The sequence below is a fragment of the Streptomyces sp. NPDC090994 genome (genome assembly GCF_044768905.1).
Lineage (GTDB): Bacteria > Actinomycetota > Actinomycetes > Streptomycetales > Streptomycetaceae > Streptomyces.
This window is the reverse complement of the sequence record NZ_JBIVWS010000001.1, coordinates 366,460-390,431: the sequence shown is the minus strand read 5'-3', so window position 1 is coordinate 390,431 and position 23,972 is coordinate 366,460. Positions and strand designations below refer to the sequence as shown.

17 protein-coding genes and 1 pseudogene are annotated in these 23,972 nt (G+C 73.6%); 6 read left to right on the top strand and 12 right to left on the bottom strand.

The window, feature by feature from the left end:
- Positions 1-45 precede the first annotated feature (45 nt).
- Complete coding sequence (locus ACIQR3_RS01805) at positions 46-3,249, bottom strand: tetratricopeptide repeat protein (RefSeq protein ID WP_403532781.1); 3,204 nt, start codon at positions 3,247-3,249, stop codon at positions 46-48.
- A gap of 167 nt (positions 3,250-3,416) precedes the next feature.
- On the opposite strand from ACIQR3_RS01805, the gene ACIQR3_RS01800 reads away from it, so the two are divergent.
- A complete protein-coding gene (locus ACIQR3_RS01800; RefSeq protein ID WP_403532779.1) occupies positions 3,417-5,423 on the top strand; it encodes a thioredoxin domain-containing protein in 2,007 nt (668 codons plus the stop codon).
- 27 nt (positions 5,424-5,450) lie between these two features.
- Here the strand turns inward: ACIQR3_RS01800 and ACIQR3_RS01795 are convergent, their stop codons facing one another.
- The 3 genes and pseudogenes from ACIQR3_RS01795 to ACIQR3_RS01785 form a co-directional block, all read right to left on the bottom strand.
- Entirely contained in the window at positions 5,451-6,164 is a 714-nt protein-coding gene (locus ACIQR3_RS01795) for a Mut7-C RNAse domain-containing protein (protein WP_403532777.1), read from the bottom strand.
- Between the two features lie 386 nt (positions 6,165-6,550).
- Positions 6,551-7,183 (bottom strand): annotated as a pseudogene (locus ACIQR3_RS01790) (TetR/AcrR family transcriptional regulator); the annotation flags it as partial.
- Positions 7,184-7,217: 34 nt separating this feature from the next.
- The gene (locus ACIQR3_RS01785; RefSeq protein ID WP_403532775.1) at positions 7,218-7,922 is read right to left on the bottom strand and encodes a hemolysin III family protein; all 705 of its coding nucleotides are present in this window, start codon (positions 7,920-7,922) and stop codon (positions 7,218-7,220) included.
- Between the two features lie 349 nt (positions 7,923-8,271).
- Here ACIQR3_RS01785 and ACIQR3_RS01780 point away from each other — a divergent pair, with 349 nt between their 5' ends.
- Positions 8,272-10,092 (top strand): phosphoenolpyruvate carboxykinase (GTP), encoded by a 1,821-nt coding sequence (locus ACIQR3_RS01780; RefSeq protein ID WP_403532773.1) that lies wholly within the window; start codon positions 8,272-8,274, stop codon positions 10,090-10,092.
- Positions 10,093-10,300: 208 nt separating this feature from the next.
- On the opposite strand, the gene ACIQR3_RS01775 is transcribed toward ACIQR3_RS01780, so the two are convergent.
- From ACIQR3_RS01775 to ACIQR3_RS01760, 4 genes are read right to left on the bottom strand one after another with little or no spacing between them, the layout of a single operon-like run.
- Positions 10,301-10,903, bottom strand: a complete 603-nt coding sequence (locus ACIQR3_RS01775; RefSeq protein WP_403532772.1) for a hypothetical protein — start codon at positions 10,901-10,903, stop codon at positions 10,301-10,303.
- Positions 10,890-12,443, bottom strand: coding sequence for a substrate-binding domain-containing protein (locus tag ACIQR3_RS01770; protein WP_403532770.1), 1,554 nt, complete (start codon positions 12,441-12,443; stop codon positions 10,890-10,892). The genes ACIQR3_RS01775 and ACIQR3_RS01770 overlap by 14 nt, the downstream gene beginning before the upstream one ends.
- Entirely contained in the window at positions 12,440-13,609 is a 1,170-nt protein-coding gene (locus ACIQR3_RS01765) for a toxic anion resistance protein (protein WP_403532768.1), read from the bottom strand. The genes ACIQR3_RS01770 and ACIQR3_RS01765 overlap by 4 nt, the downstream gene beginning before the upstream one ends.
- 12 nt (positions 13,610-13,621) lie before the next feature.
- On the bottom strand, positions 13,622-14,698 hold the full coding sequence (locus ACIQR3_RS01760) for a hypothetical protein (protein ID WP_403532766.1): 1,077 nt from the start codon (positions 14,696-14,698) through the stop codon (positions 13,622-13,624).
- A gap of 210 nt (positions 14,699-14,908) precedes the next feature.
- Here ACIQR3_RS01760 and ACIQR3_RS01755 point away from each other — a divergent pair, with 210 nt between their 5' ends.
- Positions 14,909-16,654, top strand: a complete 1,746-nt coding sequence (locus tag ACIQR3_RS01755; protein ID WP_403532764.1) for an Ig-like domain repeat protein — start codon at positions 14,909-14,911, stop codon at positions 16,652-16,654.
- 52 nt (positions 16,655-16,706) lie between these two features.
- Here the strand turns inward: ACIQR3_RS01755 and ACIQR3_RS01750 are convergent, their stop codons facing one another.
- The 4 genes from ACIQR3_RS01750 to ACIQR3_RS01735 all read right to left on the bottom strand — a co-directional run bounded on the left by ACIQR3_RS01750 (position 16,707) and on the right by ACIQR3_RS01735 (position 21,407).
- Positions 16,707-17,129 carry a hypothetical protein gene (locus ACIQR3_RS01750; RefSeq protein WP_403532762.1) on the bottom strand — a complete coding sequence of 141 codons (423 nt, stop codon included), beginning with the start codon at positions 17,127-17,129 and terminating at the stop codon, positions 16,707-16,709.
- 78 nt (positions 17,130-17,207) lie between these two features.
- The gene (locus ACIQR3_RS01745) at positions 17,208-18,419 is read right to left on the bottom strand and encodes a pyridoxal phosphate-dependent aminotransferase (protein WP_403532760.1); all 1,212 of its coding nucleotides are present in this window, start codon (positions 18,417-18,419) and stop codon (positions 17,208-17,210) included.
- A gap of 75 nt (positions 18,420-18,494) precedes the next feature.
- Positions 18,495-20,114 (bottom strand): amidohydrolase family protein, encoded by a 1,620-nt coding sequence (locus ACIQR3_RS01740; protein WP_403532759.1) that lies wholly within the window; start codon positions 20,112-20,114, stop codon positions 18,495-18,497.
- Between the two features lie 12 nt (positions 20,115-20,126).
- Complete coding sequence (locus ACIQR3_RS01735) at positions 20,127-21,407, bottom strand: amino acid deaminase (RefSeq protein WP_403532757.1); 1,281 nt, start codon at positions 21,405-21,407, stop codon at positions 20,127-20,129.
- A gap of 271 nt (positions 21,408-21,678) precedes the next feature.
- On the opposite strand from ACIQR3_RS01735, the gene ACIQR3_RS01730 reads away from it, so the two are divergent.
- Genes ACIQR3_RS01730 through ACIQR3_RS01720 form a run of 3 tightly spaced genes read left to right on the top strand, consistent with a single transcriptional unit; the run spans position 21,679 to position 23,887 of the window.
- On the top strand, positions 21,679-22,695 hold the full coding sequence (locus ACIQR3_RS01730; protein ID WP_403532755.1) for a sugar kinase: 1,017 nt from the start codon (positions 21,679-21,681) through the stop codon (positions 22,693-22,695).
- On the top strand, positions 22,692-23,480 hold the full coding sequence (locus ACIQR3_RS01725; RefSeq protein ID WP_403532753.1) for an IclR family transcriptional regulator: 789 nt from the start codon (positions 22,692-22,694) through the stop codon (positions 23,478-23,480). Before ACIQR3_RS01730 ends, ACIQR3_RS01725 begins: the two co-directional genes overlap by 4 nt.
- Complete coding sequence (locus tag ACIQR3_RS01720) at positions 23,477-23,887, top strand: RidA family protein (RefSeq protein ID WP_403532751.1); 411 nt, start codon at positions 23,477-23,479, stop codon at positions 23,885-23,887. Before ACIQR3_RS01725 ends, ACIQR3_RS01720 begins: the two co-directional genes overlap by 4 nt.
- Positions 23,888-23,972 lie beyond the last annotated feature (85 nt).

Below are 23,972 nucleotides of genomic sequence, written 5' to 3'. Positions count from 1 at the left end.
CGGGCGCGGAGTGGACGGCCGGGCGGCGACGCGTCGCCGGGCCGCTCACCCCTGCCTGATCTCCACCTCCACCCCCATGACCTCCCGGGCGTGCCGGTTCGGGACCATGCCCAGGCGCCAGGCCTGCCAGCCGGACTCCAGCTGGACGCCCCGTTCCAGCAGGAGCTGATAGGCGCCCAGGCCCTCCTCCAGACGGGGGTCACGGGCCGGGTGGCCCGCGCGGGAGAGCTGGGCCAGCTCCTCCTGCGCCACCGCCGTGCCGACCTCCACCCCGCCGGGGGCGGCGTACGGCAGCAGGGTGCAGCGCAGGAAGCGGGCCCAGTCGTCGCCGCGCCGGTCGCCGTACGAGGCGAACAGGGTGACCGCCTCGTCGCACAGGGCCAGCGCCTGCGCCGTGCGGCCGTTGCCCGCGTCGACCACCGCCAGCTCCAGACAGGTCCACGCCTCGCCGTGCGCGACGCCGATGCGGTGGAAGTCGGCGCGGGCGTCGACCAGGAGCTGCCGGGCGAAACCGGAGTTGCGCAGTGACCCGGTCTGCGCGGCGCGCTGGTCGCGGGTGACGCGGGCCGAGTGGTGCCGGGCGCAGGCCAGGCCGTACACGTCGCGCATCCGGGAGAACATCGTGCGGGACCGTTCCAGCTCGCGCACCGACCGGTCCAGGTCACCGGCCTCCTCCAGCGCCTGGCCCAGGTAGTACAGCGTCCACGCCTCGCCGCGCGCGTCCTCGTTGTCCCGGTGCCGGCCGACCGCGCGGCGCAGTTCCTCCGCCGCGCGGGACGCCTCGCCCGCGACCAGCCGGGCCCGCGCCAGCTGGGTCAGCGCCCACGCCTCGCCGCGCACGTCCTGGGTACGGCCGTACAGGCCCAGGGCGGCCCGCAGATCGGCCTCCGCGCGCGGTACGTCGCCCCGGCGCAGATGCAGCTGGCCGAGCTGGAAGTGGGCCCACGCCTGGCCGTGCACCGACTCGCCCGCGCGGTGCAGGACCAGCGACTCCTCCAGCAGCCCCAGGGCCTCCGCGAGCCGGGAACGGTCCCGTTGCACCGCCGCCAGGGCGTGCAGCGTCCACGCCCGGTCGGTGGCCAGCTCGGGGGCGGCCTGGAGGTCCAGCGCCTCGTGCAGCTTGGCCGCCGCCCCGGTCAGGTCGCCCTGGTGGTGCAGGGTGATGCCGAGCGAGGTCAGCGCCCGCGCCGCGCCCGCGTCGTGCTGGGCCTCCAGATACAGGTCGACCACGGACGTCAGCGTGGTCCGCGCCTTGTCCAGCTCGCCGAGCTGCCGGGCCGCGATGCCGGTGCGCCACTGCACCGAGCGCAGCAGCAGCCCCTGGTCGACGGCCTGCGCCAGGTCACTGATCTCACCGAGCCGGTACAGGTCGCCGCGGAGCAGGCAGTAGTCGCACAGCGCGCCCAGCAGATTGAGCACCGCGCGCTGGTCGACGCCCTCGGCGTACCTGAGCGTCGCCGTGATGAAGCTGGACTCGTCGTCCAGCCAGCGCAGCGCCTCGTCCAGCGAGGTGAAGCCGTGCGGCCCGAACCGGTCCGAGCGGGTCGACATGTTGCCGTCGACCAGGCGCAGCACGGAGTCGGCCAGTTCGGCGTAGTTGGCGATCAGCCGTTCCTGTGCCGCCGCCCGCTCGGCCGCCTCCTCCTCGTCGAGGAGCCGGGCCTGCGCGAAGGCCCGCACCACGTCGTGCAGGCGGTACCGGCTGCCGCGCACATGGTCGATGAGCCCGGCCCGGGACAGCGCCGTCAGGTGTTTGGCCGCCTCCGGCTCGCCGGTGGCCAGCAGCGCGGCAGCGGCGGCGGTGCCCAGCGAGGTACGGCCGGCCAGCGCGAGCCGGCGCAGCAGCCTGCGGGCGGGTTCCGGCTGGTCGGTGTAGCGCAGCCACAGCGCCCGCTCGACCGGCTCCACCGGACCGTAGGCGCCCAGGTCGCCGGCGAGGGCGCGCGGCGAGCGCGGTCCGAGGGCGGAACCGGCGATCCGCAGCGCCAGCGGCAGCCCGCCGCACAGCTCCCGGACCAGGTCGGCGGAGTCGGCGTCGTAGGGCCCCGACGCGTCCTGCGCGGCGGACGCCAGCAACTCCTCCGCGCCCGCCGCGTCCAGCGGTTCCACCGGCAGGTGGTGCACCCGGGCGGGCAGGTCCGCGGGCAGCTGGAGCGGCCCGCGCGCGGTGACCAGGACCAGGCTGTCGGACCGCTCCGGGATCAGCGTGCGCACCTGCTCCGCGTCGCTGGCGTCGTCCAGGACGACGACGACCGGGACGCCCGTCAGATGCTGGTGGTACAGCTCGCTCAGCCGTCTGACCTGCTGGTCCGCCGAGGACCGCTCCCGGAACAGCAGTTGCTCCCGGGGCGCACCGAGCCGGTTGAGCAGGTGCAGCAGGGCGTCCCGGGTGGGCAGCGGCGACTCCCCGGGGGTGTCGCCGCGCAGATCGACGAGGCAGGCGCCGCGGAAGTGGTCCCGCAGGTCGTGGGCGGCGCGCACCGCGAGCGTCGTACGGCCGCTGCCCGGCGCCCCGTGCAGCACCACCACCGTCGGCTTGGTCTCCGTGCTCGCGCGGGCCGCCTGCACCCACTGCCGCAGCCGGGCCGTCTCCTGCCGCCGGCCCGCGAAGGCGCCCGGCGGCTCCGGGAGCTGCCCGAACGACTGCTCCAGCACCGTCCGCCCCCGCGCCGCCGCGCTCTTGTCCGCGCCGCGCAGCTTCGGCCCCGGCTTGCCGCCGCCGGTGGAGGCGGCGAGCACCCGCTGCTGGTCCAGGAACGGCCGGATGCCCCGTACCTCCAGCGCCGTCAGCCACTGCAACCGCAACTGCTCGGGCCCGCCCGGCTGGTTGACCGCGCCGGCCCGGTGATGGGCGGCGGGCAGATGCACGCCGACCACCTTCACCACCGTCGCCGCCGCGCCCACCACCCCGACCGCCAGGCCCGCGCCCACGGCGGTGCCCGTGCCGGTGCCCAGCGCGACGTCGGCGACCACCGCCGCGACCGCCGCCACGGCAGCCACCGCGAGCGGTGTGCCCGCACCCTCGCGGGCGTAACGCTGGCGGAACGTGAGCTGACCGGCCCCGGCCTCGTCCAGGGCCCGGGTGTAGGCGTCGTACTCCTCGGCGGCCGAGCGCGCCATCGAGTCCAGCGCGCCGCGCGCCCGGGACAGCAGGACCCCGCCGTCCACCCGCCCGCCGGTGCGCCGCACCTCCTCCTCCACGGCCCGCACCAGCAGCCGTTCGGCCTCCACCCGATGACTGTCCCGCATGTCCCCTCCCCCTCCGAGGGCCCCGGCCGTCCCCTGCGTCGCCCGCCCGTCCACGGGTTCTTCCCCGCCGGACCCGCGGTCAAGTGTCCCGCCGTGTGAACTCCCTGGGGAGAGGTGCGGCGGTGTGCTGTCCGGCGCGCTGCGGGTACTGGGGCAGGATGGACCCCATGGCGAACCGACTGGCCCGCGAGACGTCCCCCTACCTGCTCCAGCACGCCGACAACCCCGTCGACTGGTGGCCCTGGTCCGAGGCGGCGTTCGAGGAGGCGCGGCGGCGGGACGTGCCCGTGCTGCTGAGTGTCGGGTACAGCAGCTGCCACTGGTGCCACGTCATGGCCCACGAGTCCTTCGAGGACCGGGCCACCGCCGACTTCCTCAACTCCCACTTCGTCAGCGTCAAGGTCGACCGCGAGGAGCGGCCGGACGTCGACGCCGTCTACATGGAGGCGGTCCAGGCGGCGACCGGGCAGGGCGGCTGGCCGATGACGGTGTTCCTGACGCCGGACGCCGAGCCGTTCTACTTCGGTACGTACTTCCCGCCCGCGCCCCGCCAGGGCATGCCCTCCTTCCGGCAGGTCCTGGCCGGCGTCCAGCAGGCGTGGACCGAGCGGCGCGGGGAGGTCACCGACGTCGCCGGCAAGATCGTCCGGGACCTGGCCGGACGGGAGATCTCCTACGGCGACGCCCAGGTGCCCGGCGAGGAGGAGCTCGCGGCGGCGCTGCTCGGGCTCACCCGGGAGTACGACCCGCGGCGCGGCGGATTCGGCGGGGCGCCGAAGTTCCCGCCGTCGATGGTGCTGGAGTTCCTGCTGCGCCACCACGCCCGCACGGGCGCCGAGGGCGCCCTCCAGATGGCGTCCGACACCTGCGAGCGGATGGCGCGCGGCGGCATCTACGACCAGCTGGGCGGGGGTTTCGCGCGCTACTCGGTCGACCGCGAGTGGGTCGTGCCCCACTTCGAGAAGATGCTCTACGACAACGCGCTGCTGTGCCGCGTCTACGCCCACCTGTGGCGCTCCACCGGGTCCGCGCTCGCCCGCCGGGTCGCCCTGGAGACCGCCGACTTCCTCGTCCGTGAGCTGCGCACCGCCGAGGGCGGGTTCGCCTCCGCGCTGGACGCCGACAGCGACGACGGCACGGGCCGGCACGTCGAGGGGGCGTACTACGTGTGGACGCCCGAGCAGTTGCGCGAGGTGCTCGGGGAGGCCGACGCCGGCCTCGCCGAGCAGTACTTCGGCGTGACCGAGGAGGGCACCTTCGAGCACGGCGCCTCCGTGCTCCAGCTCCCGCAGCACGAGGGCGTGTACGACGCCGGGCGGATCGTCTCCGTACGGGAGCGGCTGCTGGCCGCGCGGGACCGGCGGCCCGCTCCCGGCCGGGACGACAAGGTCGTCGCCGCCTGGAACGGCCTGGCGATCGCCGCGCTCGCCGAGACCGGCGCCTACTTCGACCGTCCCGACCTGGTCGAGGCCGCCGTCGCCGCCGCCGACCTGCTGGTCCGCCTCCACCTCGACGACCAGGGCCGGCTCACCCGCACCAGCAGGGACGGGCGGGCCGGCGCCAACGCGGGCGTGCTGGAGGACTACGCCGACGTCGCCGAGGGCTTCCTCGCGCTCGCCTCCGTCACCGGAGAGGGCGTCTGGCTGGACTTCGCCGGACTGCTCCTGGACCACGTACTGACCCGGTTCCGCGACGAGGCGGGGTCGCTGTACGACACGGCGGTGGACGCGGAACGGCTGATCCGGCGCCCGCAGGACCCGACGGACAACGCGACGCCCTCCGGGTGGACGGCGGCGGCGGGGGCACTGCTGACGTACGCCGCGCACACCGGTTCCGGACCGCACCGGGAGGCCGCGGAGCACGCCCTGGGGGTCGTCAAGGCGCTGGGGCCGCGGGTGCCGCGGTTCGTGGGGTGGGGGCTGGCCGTGGCGGAGGCGTTCCTCGACGGGCCGCGGGAGGTCGCCGTCGTCGGGGACGGGGAACTGCGCCGGGCGGCACTGCTGGGGACGGCACCCGGGCTGGTGGTCGCCTTCGGCGAGGCGGGCAGCGAGGAGTTCCCGCTGCTCGCCGGGCGGGGGCTGGTCGGCGGGGAGGCGGCGGCGTACGTGTGCCGGAACTTCACGTGCGACGCCCCTACGACGGACGCGGAGCGGTTGCGGGCGGCGGTGCGGTGACGGGGGCGGCGGGGCGGCTCGCGTCCCTCACGGGACGTAGCGGCTGACGATCGCTTCGAGCTGCTCGTGGTGGGCGCCCCGCCAGTACGCCCGGCCGCATTCCGTGCACTGGGCGAAGACGTCGTACGACCGTTGCGTGCCGCTCTCCAGCTGGTCGGCGACCTCGTCCTTGGTGGCCGCGCGCAGCAGGCCGTTGCAGGCCGTGCAGCGGGTCCAGGGGCGCAGGTCGGGGGCGAAGCGGTGCAGTACGTCGTGGAGCTGGTCGTCGGGGCGGGTGCTGTAGACGAAGGCGCCGGCCCACAGTTCGCGGCGGCGCAGCAGGCCCCGGTCGCGGCTGAGCAGGACGCGGCGCTCGGCGGCGGAGCGGGCGGCGAGCGCCGGGTCGCCGATGTCGGAGGACTCGTACGCCGTGTCCACGCCGAGCAGGCGCAGGCGGCGGGCGAGGGTGCCGAGGTGCACGTCGAGGAGGAAGCGCAAGGGGGCGCCCGGCACCCGCTGCGGGCGGTCCACGGGGCGTACGGTCACCGACTCGCCGGCCGTCGGGATGTGTCCGGGCGGCACGGTGCGGCCGTCGACGACGAGGCTGCCGACCTCGGTCAGCGGGACGCCGAGGGACTCCACGACGTGGCCGAGGGTGGAGACGCCGTCGACGGCGGCCGGGGTGGCGCCGGACCGGCGTGCCCGGGGGACGAAGAGCAGCAGCTCGGGGGCGAACTCGACGCGGATCTCGGGACCGTTCACTCCGTCAGGATGTCATGATCGCCACCTTTGGGGCCGGTGCTTTTCCGGCGACCGGGGGCGGGAGCGGGGGCGGGAGCGGGGGCGAGGGCTGGGGCGGGGACTGGGGCGGAGGCTGGGCCGGTACGGGGACCGGTGACGGGCTCGGGTGGGGGACTGGCGGAGGGGTCGGGTGGGGGAGCGGCGGCGGGTTCGCGTGGGGTGCGGGCGCCGGTGGCGGGTTCGGATGGGGGACCTGTGGCGGGTCCCTGTGGGGGACTGGTGGCGGGCTCCTGTGGGGGACCGGTGGCGGGCTCGGTCGAGGGGTCGGTGGCGGGTCCCTGCGGGGAACCTGTGGCGGACCCCTGCGGGGGACCGGCGGCAGCCGCCTGCGGGGACCCCGGTGCGGCCAGGTCGCGGAAGGCGTCGAGGGCGCGGTCGGTCAGGTGGGTCAGGTCGTCCCGGCAGTCCCGTTCGGCCCAGTGGACCAGCGCCTCCAGCAGGGCCGCCATCAGGCCCATCGCGTAGACGCGGACCTCCAGGTCGCTCTCGCCGCGGCCGGTGCGCCCGGCCAGGGCGCGGCACATCAGGCGGCCGGTGACGGACATGCTCTCCCTCAGCCGGGTGCGGACGGCCGGGACCTCGGCCATCAGCCGGACGCGGAGCACCGTCTCCTCCCGGCTGCCGGGGTGCGGAGGGTCGCCCAGGGTGAGGGCGGTCGCCCGGCGCAGCGCCCACCGGATCGACTCCGGCACCGGTTCGTCGGCCGGGCGGCGGAGCAGCAGTTCCTGCACCAGGGGCGCGTACTCGTCCGTGAGGACGATGTCCTCCTTGGTGGGGAAGTAGCGCAGCACGGTGCTGGGGGAGACCTCGGCGCGCTCGGCGATCCGCTCGACGGTGGTGGCGTCGTACCCCCGCTCGCGGATCAGGGCGTACGTGGCCTGCCTGATCGCGCGCCGCGTCTTGGCCTTCTTCCGCTCCCGCAGCCCCGGTGGCCGGACGGCTCCGGGAGCGGAGGGGGTGAGGGCATGTGCCGGGGTCATGCCCTCCATTGTCCCGCCCGGCCGGCGGCAGCCCCTAGTAGGCGACCAGCGAGATCCCCACGTAGTGCGCGATGAACGCCGCCAGCGTGAAGGAGTGGAAGACCTCGTGGAAGCCGAACCAGCGCGGGGAGGGGTTGGGGCGCTTGATGCCGTAGACGACGCCGCCGACGCTGTAGAGCACCCCGCCGACGACCACCAGGACGAGGACCGCGATGCCGCCGGCCCGCATGAAGTCGGGCAGGTAGAAGACGGCCGCCCAGCCCATGGCGAGGTAGCAGGGGGTGTAGAGCCAGCGCGGGGCGCCGACCCAGAAGACGCGGAAGGCGATGCCGGCCACCGCGGCGGCCCAGATGCCCCACAGCAGCCACCGCCCCTTGGCCTCGGGGAGCAGCAGCATGGTCAGCGGGGTGTAGGTGCCCGCGATGATCAGGAAGATGTTGGCGTGGTCCAGGCGGCGCAGGACGCCGTCCATGCGGGGGCTCCAGTCGCCCCGGTGGTACAGCGCGCTCACGCCGAACAGCAGACAGGCCGTCAGGACGTAGACGCCGCAGGCGATCCGTCCTCTGGTCGAGTCGGCGAGGGCGGTGAGCGCGAGACCCGCGACGAGTACGGCCGGGAACATCCCGAGGTGCAGCCAGCCCCGGAGCTTGGGCTTGACCGGATGCGGCAGGGAGAGCGCGACGGGACCGCGGCCGGCGGCCGGGGAATCCGTGTGCGCATCGGAGGCGGACGCAGTCATGCGCGGCATCGTACCTACGGAACCGTAAGTTACGCGTCAGTACAACCTGGTGGATCCGGTCACGCGTTCCATGGTCTCACGGTCGACGACCGGTCAGCGAGTAAAGGGAGTGCCAGGTGAACTCCACGTATACGCAAAAAAACGGGCGGCCGTGCGGCGGAAAGACGAGGTGCGTGGCGCTCCTCACGTCGCTCAGGTGTGCGCTCCTCTGGACAGATGGGCGCGGGCGTCGGATGATCAAATGAGTGCGGTCGGCACCGGATGAGCGCTCGGGTGATCCCGGGCAGGCGTCCGGGTCGCAGCCCCCACGGGGCCTGTCAACAACACATCCCCGCCTTGAGGAGCAATCGTGGCGCGCGACATCGCGGCTTCCCCCGTCCCCACCCGGCACCAGGAGCTGGTCTCGTGGGTGGACGAGATCGCCGAACTGACGCAGCCGGACGCCGTGGTCTGGTGCGACGGGTCCGAGGCCGAGTACGAGCGGCTGTGCGAGGAGCTGGTGGCCAAGGGCACCTTCCGGAAGCTCGACCCCGTCAAACGCCCCCACTCCTACTACGCGGCCTCCGACCCCTCCGACGTCGCCCGCGTCGAGGACCGGACCTTCATCTGCTCCGCCGAGGAGGAGGACGCCGGCCCGACCAACCACTGGAAGGACCCCGCCGAGATGCGGGAGATCTTCAGCGGGGAGAACGGCCTGTTCCGCGGGGCGATGCGGGGCCGGACCATGTACGTCGTGCCGTTCTGCATGGGACCGCTGGGCTCGCCGCTGTCCGCGATCGGCGTCGAGATCACCGACTCGGCGTACGTGGCCGTCTCCATGCGGACCATGACCCGGATGGGGCAGCCGGTCCTGGACGAGCTGGGGGAGCGGGGCTTCTTCGTCAAGGCCGTGCACTCGCTGGGCGCCCCGCTGGGCGAGGGGCAGCAGGACGTCCCCTGGCCCTGCAACCGGACCAAGTACATCTCGCACTTCCCCGAGGACCGCGAGATCTGGTCCTACGGCTCCGGCTACGGCGGCAACGCCCTGCTCGGCAAGAAGTGCTACGCCCTGCGCATCGCCTCCGTCATGGCCCGCGACGAGGGCTGGCTCGCCGAGCACATGCTCGTCCTGAAGCTGACCCCGCCGCGCGGCGAGGCGAAGTACGTCGCCGCCGCCTTCCCGTCCGCCTGCGGCAAGACCAACCTGGCCATGCTGGAGCCGACCATCCCGGGCTGGACGGTCGAGACCATCGGCGACGACATCGCCTGGATGCGGTTCGGCGAGGACGGGCGGCTGTACGCGATCAACCCCGAGGCCGGTTTCTTCGGCGTCGCGCCCGGCACCGGCGAGCACACCAACGCCAACGCGATGAAGACGCTGTGGGGCAACGCCGTCTTCACCAACGTCGCCCTCACCGACGACAACGACGTGTGGTGGGAGGGGATGACCGAGGAGACCCCGGCCCATCTCACCGACTGGAAGGGGAACGACTGGACGCCCGAGTCCGGCACCCCGGCCGCCCACCCCAACGCCCGCTTCACCGTCCCCGCCGCGCAGTGCCCGATCATCGCGCCCGAGTGGGAGGACCCCAAGGGTGTGCCGATCTCCGCGATCCTCTTCGGCGGGCGCCGCGCCACCGCCGTACCGCTGGTCACCGAGTCCTTCGACTGGAACCACGGCGTCTTCCTCGGCGCCAACGTGGCCTCCGAGAAGACCGCCGCCGCCGAGGGCAAGGTCGGCGAGCTGCGCCGCGACCCGTTCGCCATGCTGCCGTTCTGCGGCTACAACATGGGCGACTACATGGGCCACTGGATCGACGTCGCCAAGGACAAGGACCAGGCGAAGCTGCCGAAGATCTACTACGTCAACTGGTTCCGCAAGGACGACGACGGCCGGTTCGTCTGGCCCGGCTTCGGCGAGAACGGCCGCGTCCTGAAGTGGATCGTGGAGCGGCTGGAGGGCAAGGCCGAGGGCGTGGAGACGCCGATCGGCGTGCTGCCCGCCAAGGGCGCGCTGGACACCGACGGCCTCGACCTGTCCGACGCCGACCTGGACTTCCTGCTCACCGTCGACAAGGACGTGTGGCGCGAGGAGGCCGCGCTGGTGCCCGAGCACCTCGACACCTTCGGCGACCACACGCCCAAGGAGCTGTGGGACCAGTACCGCGCGCTGGTGGAGCGCCTGGGCTGACACCCCCGCACCCCCCGTACCCCCCGCACCCCCCGCACAGAACTTCGCGGCCGGTCCGGCTCCGCCCTGACCAGCGATGTCGTCACGAAGGCCGGCCGCGAGAGGGCTCCTCCCGCTCCAGTAGCTCGATGTCCCGGAGCAGCCGGAGGCGCCCCGTCCGGGCCGGGTCCCCGCACAACGGCGTGCGACGGACCCGGCCCATACCGCTTCAGTTCGCGCGGTCCTCCAGGTACCGCGTGTGCGTCTCCTGGCGGCGCTCCTCCGTCTCCCGCAGCCGCGCGGCCAGCGCGGACGCCTCCTCGTGGAGCAGGCCGAGCTGGCGTTCCAGATGCCGTTCCGGCGGCTCGCCGCCCGGCGTCATCCGGTGCCACCAGCGGGTGCGCAGATACGCGTCGACGGCCTCGGGGACGTCCTGCCGCACCGCCCGGGTCAGCGTGTGCACCCCCTCCGGGTCCTGGGCCAGCACCCCGGTGACCCAGCCCGGTTCCAGCAGCGCGCCGAGCAGCTCGGTCAGTTCGGTGAGGCGCCCGGCCGCCGCCGGCGGCAGGTCGGCGTCCGCGAGGTAGGCGCCGAGCCGCTCCCAGTCGGCGCGGATCTCGTCGAGCTGGGCGGACGGGTCGGGGAAGGCGGGCGGGGCGGGCCGCTCCGGCGGGGCGATCAGCGCGCCCGCGCCGTACAGACCGGCGACGACCACCGGCCAGTACGGTCCCGCGACCCCCGTGAAGGTCAGCACCAGCCCGGCCAGCCCGCAGGCGCTGCCGGTCAGGTTCTTCCGGGACTCGACGTAGGCCCATGCCTTACTGGTAGCCACGGATCTCCTCGAAGGCGCCGTCCAGCGACCCCTGCTGGGCGTCGAACAGCCGGCCGCCGGTCAGGTCGGCGATGTGCTCCAGCTCCGCCCGGTCGGAGTCGCCGAAGAGGATGGGGAAGACCGGGATGCGCCGCTGTTCGGCGGTGAGCGCGCGGTAGAAGCCGTCGAAGCCGGCGGCGTCGGCGCCGGTGGTGTTCTCGCCGTCCGTCATCAGCACGATCGACGTGAACGTGTCCTCGTCGCCGCCGAGGTGGTCGTACGCCTTCTCCAGCGAGGTGTAGACGGCGGTGTCGCCCGACGCGGTGAGCGCCTCGGTGTCCGCGCGGATCGCCGACAGGCCCCGCTCGGGGTCCTCCGGGTCCACGACATGGGTGCGCACGCTCTTCACCTCCGAGCCGAACGGCATCAGCGTGACCTCCTCCCGTTCCCGGAAGTCGCCGGTCAGGCCGGTGAGCGCGTTCTTCAGGCCCGCCAGGCGGTCGCCCCGCATGGAGCCGGAGGTGTCCAGGACGTACACCGTGCGCGAGGGGCGGCGCAGTTCGTTCTCGTAGGAGTCGAGCAGGCCGTCGGCGACGGAGCGGCTGCCGGGGAAGGGCAGTTCGCGGCGGCGTTCGGTGCCGAGACCGGCGGCGGGGGCGACGGAGGCGACGACCGGGCGGCGCAGGGTGGTGTCGGTGATCCGCCGCTGGAGCCGCTCGGTGCGCAGGGCGTCGGCCACCTTCCGGACGTCCTCGCGGGTCGCGGCGCCCGTGGACGCCAGGGAGGAGAGCGGGTAGTCGGCGGTGACGACGCCGTCGCGGGGGCGGATCACCGTCAGACCGTCGATGCCCTTGAGGACGGACTCGTAGTTGAGCAGCGCGTCGACGTTCCCGCGCCGCTCGTAGGCCGCCGCCAGCCAGCCCGAGGAGCCCGAGGTCAGCTGCTGGCCCTGGAAGAACTCCTTCAGCCGCGGCCGGGCCTCGCGCACGTCCGCGTCGGTGAGCGCCGCCTCGGCGCCGGAGAGCGCGGAGGCCACCGAGACCAGCGTGGCGAAGCCGGAGTTGGAGCGGGCCGGGTCGGTCATGCCGTACGTCAGCTTCCCGTCCGCGACGGCCTGCTCGACCTGGGACCAGGTGACCTCGGCCGGCTTCCAGCCCAGTTCCTTCACCGTGGCGTCCCGTACGCCGATGGCCACCGGGCTGGTCATCACGGGCGTCTCGGAGACGATGCGCTCAGCGGCCTCGGGGCGCAGCCGCAGATAGTCGTTGGACGACAGCCACACCGCGTCGTACTGCCCGTCCGTCTTCCCCGCCGCCAGCATGTCCACCGCGTCCAGCGTGCCCATCGGGATCAGCCGGACGGTGACGCCGGTCTCCTCACGGACCTGCTCCAGCACCGGTGCCATGTCGGTCAGCTCGCTGGAGGCGAGGACGCGCAGGGTGCCGGGTGCGGCGGGGCCGGGGACGCCGGGGGTGGCGATGCCGGCGGTGCCCTCCTCATGCGTCGTGCACGCACTCAACAGGGCGACGGCGGCCGTCAGGCAGACCGCGAGGCGTCTCATGACAGACCGCCGTCCAGCGCGCCCTGCGAGCGGCTGCGCTCCAGGTAGGCGCTGGCCTGCCGGAGTTCGGCGGTCAGCGACTCGACCGTGCTCGCCATCGCCTCCGTCGCCCGCGCCTTGTAGGTGTCGATGGTGTCCAGGGTGCGGTAGATCTGCTGGAACGCCTGGCGCAGGGTGTCCGCGCCGACCGCCGGGTCGGCGGCGATCCGCTGGATCTCGCCGCTCTGCGTGGCGAGCATCTCCGCGTTGCCCCGGATCAGGTCCTCGGTGGTGCCGCGCAACGCGTCGACCTGCTCGACGACCTTCTTCTGGTGGTCGAGCGCGGACGCCAGCATGACGGAGATCCGCAGCGCGGACACGGTGGTCGTCGCCGCCCGGTCGACGCCCTTGATCAGCTCCTCGTTGTTGCGGCGTACGACGTCCATGGCGAGGTAGCCCTGCGCGCACACCGCGAGCTGGGTGAGCAGGTCCTGGTGCTTCTGCCGGACGGGGAAGAGGACGTCGGCGCGGAGCGCGTCGGCCTCCTGGGGGTCGAGGACGCCGGCGATGTGCTCCTCGACGGCGGTGTCCAGGGCCTCGGTGAGGACGACGTACTCCTGGAGCTTGCCCATGGTCTCCCACAGCCGGACCCGCTCGGTCTGCAACGCGGCGTTGTCGCGGCGCAGTTCGTCCTGCCCGCCGCGCAGCGCGCCCACGATCGCGTTGAGCGTGCCCTGCGCGGAGGCGTACTTGGCGAGGTGGTCGCGCAGTCTGTTGCCGCCGGGCAGCCGGGACAGGAACCGGCGGCCCTTGGCGGCCGGCAGGTCGCGCGGGTCCAGGTCCTCCACGGCCCGGCGCAGCTCCACCAGCGAGCCCGCCACCCGCGCCTGGGCGTCCCCGCCCTTGCCGGGCAGGCTGCGCACGGTCCGCTCCAGCATCCGGTTGGACTGCGCGGCGGCGGCCCGCATCTCGCCCGCGCCCAGGCCGGTGATCTCACCGACCTTGCCGGCGAACTCCGGGGAACGGGCGTCCAGCGCCGCGAGCGACTCGACGTAGGCGGCGGCCTTGCGGGCCGTCTCGGCGCGGACGCCGTCGTCCACGGGGACGAGCCCGCCGGCCTTCTCCCGGTCCACGGCGGCCACCGGCTCGGGCGGGGTGAGGACGAAACTGGTGTCGTTGTCGGTCATGCGGGTCCCCCGTCATCCACGGGCCCGGCGGGCGATGTCGCGCAGCACCTCGGAGGTGGGCACGGGCGCCTGCCGGACGCCGGTCAGCTGCTGGTTGAGATACGCGGTGTGGTCCTGGGTCGCCCGGGTGAACTCGGCGGTGGCGCCCTGCGGCCGGAACCCGTGCCGGACGGCGAGCCCGCGCAGCTCCGGGTCGCCGGCGAGCAGTTCGCCCAGCTTCCGGCCGTCCTCGGTCAGCGGTACGACCGTGTGGTCGCTGGTCGCGGTGGTGTCCGGGTAGAGGACGGTGAGGTCGCCGACGTCCCGGTCCTCCTGGAGCAGGGCGGCGACCTGGGACTCGTACACCAGCACCAGCGGGTTGCCGACGCCGCTGACGAAGTCCCGGAACGCGGCGTCCGAGCTGGACTGCTGGGCGCCCTGCACCTGGACCAGCTCGCGCATCAGGGGCGCGGTGCGCGCCACGTCCGCGTCGGAGGCGGCGACCCGGTCGCCGCCCGCGACGTACGAGGCGGCGGCGAGCCACAGGGCGCCGGAGTTGGAGGACTCCGGGTCGGTGGTCGAGACGTAGACCGTCCCGCGCAGCTCCCCGTGCTTCCCGGCGCCCTTGAGCTGCTGCCAGGTGCGGCCGTCGCGGGCGGCGTCCAGGAAAGCACCGGTCCGCAGGGTGCCGCCGTGGGTGCGGCCGAGGGCCGCCAGGCCGTTCGCCGCCAGTACGTCGGCGGCGGCGCGGTGGGCGACGACGACCAGCGGCGAGTAGAAGGGCCGGGGCAGCGGCTCCCGTACGCCGTACCGCCGCGCGAGTTCGTCGGCGGGGGCCTGGCTGGAGGGGAAGGCGAGGTCGTAGCCCTTGAGGTCGAGCCGTTCCATCGCCCAGGACCCGGAGGTCTCGGTCGTCACGGTCCAGCCCTTGGCGGCGAGGGCGTCCACCACGTCCGGGTCGGCGAAGAACTCCGCCTTCTCCGACCCGATCACGGCCCGCACGGTCTTCGTTGCCGTGCTCTGTTCCCCGCTGTCCCGCCCCGCGACGACGGCCGCCACCACACCGCCGACGAGCAGGACCGCGAGGACTATTCCTGCGATACGTCTCACAGGCGGAGCATCCTCGCGGAAGCCGACGTTCCCCGGTGTCCCGGGTGAACGAACGGTGTCCGGGCCATACCGGTATGCAACAGGAACCGGTTGTTCCGCGCGCCACGCCGAGAAATCCCGCCGTGTCGCGGGGAGTTGCGGTGTACGCTCCCGATCTTGCCGGGCCCGAACTGCCGTTCGGGTCATCGACGCATCCTGTGGGGGGAACAGTTGAACACCGTCCGAGGTACCAGACGCGCCGGCCGTGTCGCGGCCCCGCTGCTCGCCGCCGCGCTCGCCGCCGGCGCACTGACCGTCACCGCCGCACCGGCCGCGCACGCCGCCGCCTCCGACCTGGTGGCCAAGCTGCCGATCTCCTCGTTCTCGGCGCTGACCGTCGACTCGGAGCACCAGCGCGTGTACGTCGCCGACAGCAACCTGGGCTATGCGACCAACACCGGTCTCGTCGCCGTCTACGACTTCTCCGGTGTGCGGGTCGCCACCATCACCACCACGCGTTATGTCTCCGGCCTGGCGCTGAACGCCGACAACAGCGTGCTCTACGTCGGCGGCCAGGGGAGCATCCTGCGGTACGACACCACCACGTACCAGGCGCTCGGCAGCGCGTCGGCCAGTTCGGACACCTGCGGGCGCAGCCTGGCCTTCGCGGGCGGCAAGGAGTACCACACGTCGCCGACCGCCACCAGCTACCTCAGCGAGTGCGAGACGACGCTCACGTACCTGGACTACAGCCAGCCCGACAACACCTTGCAGCGCAGCGGCTGGCAGGACTACGGCAAGCTCCAGCTGGAGGCGGGTCCCGGGGACCGGCTGATGATGGGCCAGCCGTCGAACACCAAGGCGGCCAACCCGTTCGTCGCGGTGTTCGACGCGAGCGGGGAGACCCTGGTGCGCACGGCCGGCCGCCGGTTCGCCGACGCCGACGGCAAGGGCGCGCTCAACTTCAAGGACATGGCGTTCTCCGCGGACGGCAGCAAGGTCGCCGTCGCCGACGCGAGCGCGGGGACCCGGCTGCTGAACACCGACGACCTGTCCGACGCCGCGACCGGCTACCCGGCGCTGCCGGCCGGCGCCGCCGCCTCCGCCGTCGCCTTCAGCGGGGACGGGAAGTACCTCGCGCGCGGCGCCTCGGCCTCCGGCGCCACGCCCGACCTGCTGCTCTCGCCCGCCGACCCGCAGGACACGACCCCGCCGCTGGAGTTCGCCTTCGACGGCAGCCTGGACGGCGACCGGGTGGCGCCGCGCGGCCTGGAGTGGTCCGCCGACGGCTCCCGGCTGTTCGCGGTCACCACCAACACCGCCGGGACCCAGTACTGGCTGCACGTCGTCCAGCCGCCGGCCGTCCAGTACGACACCCGCTTCACCGGCGGGCTGACCCACAGCCCCGCCGCGGCGGCCGCGGGCGAGGCGCTGGCGGTGCGCGGCCGGCTGGAGCTGGACGGCCCCGCGCCCACCGAGCCGCTGAAGGTCACGGCGACCCGCACCGACGCGGCCGGTACGCACGAGATCGGCACCGCGACCGTCAAGGCGGACGGCAGCTTCACCGTGCTGGACGAGCCGGACCTGGTCGGCGAGGCCACGTACACGGTGTCGTTCCTCGGCGACCTCACCCACCGCCCGGCCACCGACGTCGTCCAGACGGTGTCGGTCGGCAAGGCGGCCAGCTCGATCGCGCTCACCGCCCCGGCGGAGGCGTCGAAGGCCGCCGGCGTGCACATCACCGGCACGTTCAGCGCGCAGGGCGCGGCGCTGCCCGAGCGGGCGGTGCTGACGGTGGAGCGCACCGACCGGCTCGGCACCGGGACGCTGTCGTCGGTGACGGTCGCCGCCGACGGCACCTTCACCATCGACGACCTGCCGCGCACCCGCCGGGACACGACCTACACGGTCAGCTGGCCCGGCGACGACCTGCACGCCGCCGCCACCGCGGCGGCGACGGTCCGCGTCACGGCCTGACCCCACGCACAGAGGCACCCCGGGCGTATGTCCGGGGTGCCTCCGTGTCGGATCAGCGGGTGGCGAGCGCGGGCGGCTGGAGGGCCGCCGTGTGGGCGTCCATCCGCTCGGCGGCGAGGATCGCCGCCGCCGTGTCCGCGCGGGAGGCCGCCACCACCAGGGCGCGGCCCGCCAGGGTGTGAGCGCGCCGGTGCAGGTCGGCGAGGCGGGCGGGGTTCTCGTCGGCGGTCAGCGGGATGCGGGCCGGAGCCTCGCCTCCCCGCAGCCGGGCCACCTGCCCGGCGAGCCGCTCGGCCGCCGCGTCCAGCTCGTCGCCGGGCGCCAGCGCCCGCAGCTCGTCCGTCACGGCGAGCAGCGCGGCGAGATGGCCCGCGAGCTGGATCTCCAGCTCCTCCTCGCGGGACCGGTGGGGAAAGGCCGGGGTACTGCCGGCCATCGTGCTGTGGACCGACTTGGTACGGATCGGCTCGTACATGGATGGCCTCCTGACTACTTCAGGAAGCCATCCTACATTGGATTGAGTCTAAAGTTGTGTGTTCTCGCGAACCGGACGTCAGGGCTGGCTGTAGCCGTCCAGGAAGCGGCCGATGCGCCCCACCGCGTCCCGCAGGTCCACCGCCGAGGGCAGGGTCACCACCCGGAAGTGGTCCGGCTCGGGCCAGTTGAAGCCGGTGCCGTGCACGACCATGATCTTCTCCTGGCGGAGCAGGTCGAGGACCATCTGCCGGTCGTCCTTGACCTTGAAGACCTCGGGGTCCAGACGCGGGAAGAGGTACAGCGCCCCCTTCGGCTTCACACACGTCACGCCCGGGATCTGGGTCAGCAGCTCGTACGCCGTGTCGCGCTGCTCCCGCAGCCGCCCGCCCGGCAGCACCAGGTCCTTGATCGACTGCCGCCCGCTGAGCGCCGCGACCACCCCGTGCTGGCCCGGCATGTTGGCGCACAGCCGCATGTTCGCCAGGATGGTCAGGCCCTCGATGTAGGACGCGGCGTGCGCGCGCGGCCCCGACACCGACAGCCAGCCGACCCGGTAGCCCGCCACCCGGTACGCCTTCGACATGCCGTTGAAGGTGAGCGTCAGCAGGTCCGGGGCGATCGACGCGGTCGGGACGTGCACGGCGTCGTCGTAGAGGATCTTGTCGTAGATCTCGTCCGAGCAGACCAGCAGGTTGTGGCGGCGGGCGATGTCGGTCAGGCCGCGCAGCAGCTCCGCGTCGTAGACCGCACCCGTCGGGTTGTTCGGGTTGATGATGACGATGGCCTTGGTGCGGTCGGTGACCTTGCGCTCGATGTCGGCGAGGTCCGGCATCCAGTCGGCCTGCTCGTCGCACCGGTAGTGCACCGCCGTGCCGCCGGACAGCGAGACGGCCGCCGTCCACAGCGGGTAGTCCGGCGCCGGGACCAGCACCTCGTCACCGTCGTCGAGCAGCCCCTGCATCGCCATCACGATCAGCTCGGAGACGCCGTTGCCGATGAAGACGTGCTCGACGTCCGTCTCGATGCCCAGGGTCTGGTTGTGCATGACGACCGCCCGGCGCGCGGCCAGCAGACCCTTGGCGTCGCCGTACCCGTGGGCCGTCGACACGTTGCGGAGGATGTCCTCCAGGATCTCCGGCGGGCACTCGAACCCGAAGGCCGCCGGGTTGCCCGTGTTCAGCTTCAGAATGCGGTGCCCGGCCGCTTCCAGCCGCATCGCCTCCTCAAGAACCGGGCCCCGGATCTCGTAACCGACGTTGGCGAGCTTGGTCGACTGGATCACCTGCATGACCGCGAGCTTACGGCCAGGTAACGGTCACCGGGCCGTGTTTTCCGCCACGTGGACCGGGCGGCCCGGCCGGATTCACCGGACCGGGTACGGCGCCCGCCGCACCGACCGCCCCGCCAGGACGTCCGTGCGCCGCCCGTCCTCGATCACGAACCGGCCGTCCACCAGGACGTGCGGGATGCCCGTCGGCAGCCGGCGCGGCTCCTCGTACGTCGAGCCCGCGGCGACCGTCGCCGGGTCGAAGAGGACCAGGTCGGCCCGGTACCCCTCGCGGACCAGCCCCCGGTCGGGGAGGCGCAGCCGGGCGGCCGGGCGTGAGGTGAGGTGGGCCACGCACTCCTCCAGGGACAGCACGCCCAGCTCGCGCACGTAGTGCCCGAGGTAGCGCGGGAAGGTGCCGTGGGCGCGCGGGTGCGGTTTCGCGCCCTGGAGGATGCCGTCCGAGCCGCCGGTGTGCACCCGGTGCCGCATGATCGCGCGGACGTTCTCCTCGTGGCCGACGTGCTGGAGGATGGTGGGCGCCAGCCGGTCCTCCAGGAGCAGCCGGCGGGCGACCGTCCACGGGGTCTCGCCGAGGGCCGTCGCCGACTCCTGGACCGTACGGCCGACGTACGCCCCGAGCGACGGGTCGCCCGTGCCGGAGATCTCGATCGTCTCCCACTCCACGGGCACGCCGTGGCAGCCGTCGGAACCGGTCACCTCCAGGTGGTGCCGGACGCGCTCGGCGGTGTCGTCGTCGGCGAGGCGCTTGAGGATCTCCTCCGGGCCGCCCTCGCTCGCCCAGCTCGGCAGCAGCGCGGCCAGCGTGGTCGAGCCGGGGGTGTAGGGGTAGGTGTCGAGGGTGAGGTCGGCGCCGGCGGCCAGCGCCTCGTCCAGCAGGGCCAGCAGTTCGGGGGCGCGGCCCTTGTTGACGCCGAAGTTCATGGTGGCGTGGGCCAGGTGCAGCGGGCAGTCCGCCTCCCGGGCCAGCCGGACCATCTCCGCGTACGCCTCCAGCGCCCCGGCCCCGTAGGAGCGGTGGTGCGGGCAGTAGTAGCCGCCGTACGACGCCACCACCCGGCACAGTTCGGTCAGCTCGGCGTCCTGGGCGTACATGCCGGGCGTGTACGTCAGCCCCGACGACATGCCGACCGCGCCCTGCTCCATGCCCTCGGCGACCAACCGCCGCATGTGGTCCAGCTCGGCCGGTGTCGCCTCCCGGTCGTCCCAGCCGACGGCGAGCGCGCGGACCGTGCCCTGCGGGATCAGGTAGGCGGCGTTGACGGCGATGCCCCGGTCGAGGCGGTCCAGGTACTCGCCGACCGAGCGCCAGTCGAGGTCGAGGTCGTCGCCGGGGCCGTTCCAGCCCGCGATCGCGCGGCGCACCTCGCCGAGGGTGCGGTCGTCCACGGGGGCGTAGGACAGGCCGTCCTGGCCGAGGACCTCCAGGGTGACGCCCTGCGCGGCCTTCGCGCTGTGGTCGGGGTCGCGCAGCAGCGCGAGGTCGCTGTGCGCGTGCATGTCGATGAAGCCGGGGGCCAGGACCAGGCCCTCGGCGTCCAGCTCCCGGCGGGCGGTGGGGCGCTGGCAGCCCGCTGCCGCCGCCTCCTTGACGATCGACACGATCCGGCCGCCGTCGACCACGACGTCCGCCCGGTAGGCGTCCGCGCCGGAGCCGTCGACGACGTCGGCGTCCCGGATGACCAGCTCTTCCATGCCGGAGTCCTCCTAGAAGTACGTACGGATGTAGTCGACGACCGTCCCGTCCGCCTCCGCGACCGGGATGAGCTGCCACTTGTCGAACGACGTGCACGGATGGGACAGGCCCATCCCGACCCAGTCCCCGACCTCCAGCTCCGCGTCCGGCGCGGTCCGCAGCCAGGCGTGCTGGTCGGACAGGCCGGTCACCGTGACGCCAGTGGCGGGCCGCTCGGCGCCGCCGTCCCGGCGGACCACCTGGGCGAAGGGGAGGTGGAGGTCGTACGCCGCGTCCCGCTTGCCCGCGTTGGTGAACGCCTGCTCGGCGGAGGGGCGGGAGACGACCTGGCTCCACAGGCGGAACGCGGGCTCCAGCGCGCCCTCCTCGGGGACCCGGTTGAAGGGGGTCAGCTCGCGGTAGTGCCCGTCGTCGTGCGACACGTACGCCCCGGAGCGCAGCAGCTTCAGCACGGGCCGGGAGAGGGCGGGGATCTCGGTGAACACGTCGGCCACCGCGTCGAACCAGGCGCTGCCGCCCGCGCTCACCACGATCTCGTCCGCCCCGCCGAAACGGCCCTGCTTGTCCAGGTCGGCCGCCAGGGCCACCAGCCGGCGCAGATACGCCCGCACCCGCTCCGGATCCGCGTCCGGCACCTCGCCCTCGTACCCGGCGACCCCGGTCAGCCGCAGGGCCGGGGCGGCGGCCACCGCGTCCGCGACCGCCGCGCACTGCGCCTCGGTGCGGGCGCCGGTCCGCGCGCCCTCGCCCGCCGCCAGCTCCACGACCACGTCCAGCGGGCGCGCGGCCCCCTCCAGCGCCGCGTCCATCAGCTCCACCCCGCGCACGGAGTCGACGTAGCAGACGAGGCGGAAGTCCGGGTCGGCGTCCTGCTCGGCGGCGATCCAGCGCAGCGCGGCGGCGTCGACCAGTTCGTTGGCGAGGAACACCCGCCGGATGCCGAAGGCCCGCGCCACCCGCACCTGGTGGGGCACGGCGAGGGTGATGCCCCAGGCGCGGTGCTCGATCTGCCGGTGGAAGAGCTGGGGCGCCATGGAGGTCTTGCCGTGCGGCGCGAAGGCCAGGCCGTGCCGGGCGGAGTACGTCTCCATCAGCGCGAGGTTGTGCGCCAGGCGCTCGGCGGACAGGGCCAGCACGGGGGTGGTGAAGCCGCCGGTGAAGAGGTTCCGGCGCTGGGCGGCCAGCTCGGCGACGGTCAGGCCGTACGCGTCCGGCGGGAGGCCCTTGAAGCGGTGGTCGACGTGCTCCTCGGCCAGGCGGGCGAGGGCTTCGGTACCGGTGTCGAGGGCCATCGGGCCTCCAGGTCTCGGGTGCTGCGTTGGTCTGAGGTGCTGCGTCGGTCTGAGGTGCTGCGTCGGGCTGGGGTGTTGCGCTGGTACGGGGCGTTGCGCTGGTACAGGGTGTTGCGCTGATACAGGGTGTTGCGTTCTCTGCAACGCTCATTGCGTATGTCGCTTACCGCTGTCTAACATCTCGGCGAACGCGGGTCAACGGAGCCGCCGCTCGCCGGACACGACAACGTGCCGGACACGACACTCGCCGGACACGACAAGGAGCCTGCCCATGGATGCCGTCGATGTCGTCACGCTCGGCGAGTCCATGGTCACCTTTCTGCCGTCCCGCCCCGGGCGGCTGGCCGACGTCCCCTCCTTCGACCGGGCCATCGGCGGCGCCGAGTCCAACGTCGCCTGCGTGCTCGCCGCCGCCGGACACACCGCCCGCTGGGTCGGCCGGGTCGGCGCGGACGGCTTCGGCGACCACCTGGTGGAGACGATCGGCGGCTACGGCGTCGACGTGAGCGCCGTCCGGCGGGATCCGGCACGCCCGACCGGCGTGTACTTCCGCACCGCCGGGGACCGGGGCACTGACGCGCACGAGGTGGCGTACTACCGGGCCGGGTCGGCCGCCTCCGCCATGTCCCCGCGGACGGTGGACCTGGCCGCCGTCCGCGCCGGGCGCGTGCTGCACCTGTCCGGCATCACGGCCGCGCTCTCCGCCGACTGCCTGCGGCTGATGCGGGAGCTGACCGCGCGCCGCGCGGAACGGCCACCGGTGTCCTTCGACGTGAACTACCGTTCCGGGCTGTGGAGCCGTGCGGCGGGCGGCCCCGAGGTCCTGCTGGAACTGGCGCGGGGAGCGGACATCGTGTTCGTCGGGGACGACGAGGCGCGCGACGCCTGGGGCCTGCGCGGCGCGCGGGCCGTGCGGGACGCGCTGCCGGAGCCCGGACTGCTGGTCGTCAAGGAGGGCGCCGCCGGTGCCACCGCCTTCCACGGCCCGCACGCCACCTCCGTACCGGCCCTCCGCGTCGACGTCGTCGCCGCCGTGGGCGCGGGCGACGCCTTCGCCGCCGGGTTCCTCTCCGCCACCCTGCGCGGACTGCCGGTACGGGACCGGCTGCGCCACGGCCACCTGTGGGCCGCCGCCGCCCTCACCGTCCCCGGCGACCTCGCCCCGCCCCCGGCCCGCGACCTGGCCGACCGCCTGGCCGCCCTGGACGAGCCGGCATGGGGGAGACTGCGACTCGGCCCCGGCTGGACCCGTGCCGAGAAGGCCGACGAGGAGGTACGCACCCCATGAGCCAGACCGTCGACCGCGCGCTCAGCATCCTGCCGCTGCTCGCCGAGGGCCCCGCCGACCTCGGCCGGGTCGCCGACGCGCTCGGCGTCCACAAGTCCACGGCCCTGCGCCTGCTGCGCACCCTGCACGAGCACGGCTTCGTCTACCGCCAGTCCGACCAGCGCTACCGCCTCGGCTCCCGGCTGATCGCCCTCGCCCAGGAGGCGATGGAGAACCTGGACGTCCGCGAGATCGCCCACCCCCACCTCGTACGCCTCAACGAGACCTGCGGCCACACCGTCCACCTCGCCGTCTACGAGGAGAACGAGGTCCTCTACATCGACAAGGTGGAGAGCCGCTACCCGGTCCGCATGTACTCCCGGATCGGCAAGCCCGTCGCCATCACCGTCGCCGCCGTCGCCAAGCTGCTGCTGGCCGACCTCCCCGAGGGCGAGCGGCGCGCGGTCGTCGAGCAGCTCGACTACCCCATGTACACGTCCCGTTCGACACCGAGCGCCGACGCCTTCCTGAAGGAGCTGGCCAAGGTGCGCGAACAGGGCTGGGCCACCGACCTCGGCGGCCACGAGGAGTCCATCAACTGCGTCGCCGCACCCGTCAGGGACGCGGCCGGCCGGGTGGTCGCCGCGATGTCGGTCTCCGCGCCGAACGTCGTCGTCACCGCCGACGAACTCCTCACCCTGCTCCCGCTGGTGCGCCGTACGGCGGACGCCATCAGCGGCGAGTACTCCGGCAGGACCCCCGCCTCAGCCTCAGCCTCAGCCTCAGCCAAGGAAGTCACCGCATGACCGAGAAGACCGCGCTCACCCCCTCCACCCACACCGTGCCGCCGGCGAAGTTCAGCCACGGCGTGAAGAAGGGGAACATCCTCCAGGTCGCCGGCCAGGTCGGCTTCCTCCCGCACGAGGAGGGCAAGGCCCCGACCCCGGCCGGCCCCACCCTGCGCGAGCAGACCCTCCAGACCCTCGCCAACGTCAAGGCGATCCTGGAAGAGGGCGGCGCGAGCTGGGACGACGTGATGATGATCCGCGTCTACCTCACCGACGTCGACCACTTCGCCGAGATGAACGAGATCTACAACTCCTACTTCGGGGAGCAGGGCCTCACCCAGCCCCCGGCCGCCCGCACGACCGTCTACGTCGGCCTGCCCGCCGGACTCCTCATCGAGATCGACGCGCTGGCCGTACTGGGCTGACCGTCCCTCCCCGCTCGTCCGTGTACGGCGCGGCGCTCCCCGCACGGGGCGCCGCGCCGCGATCCCCCCTGCCCGAAAGCTCCAT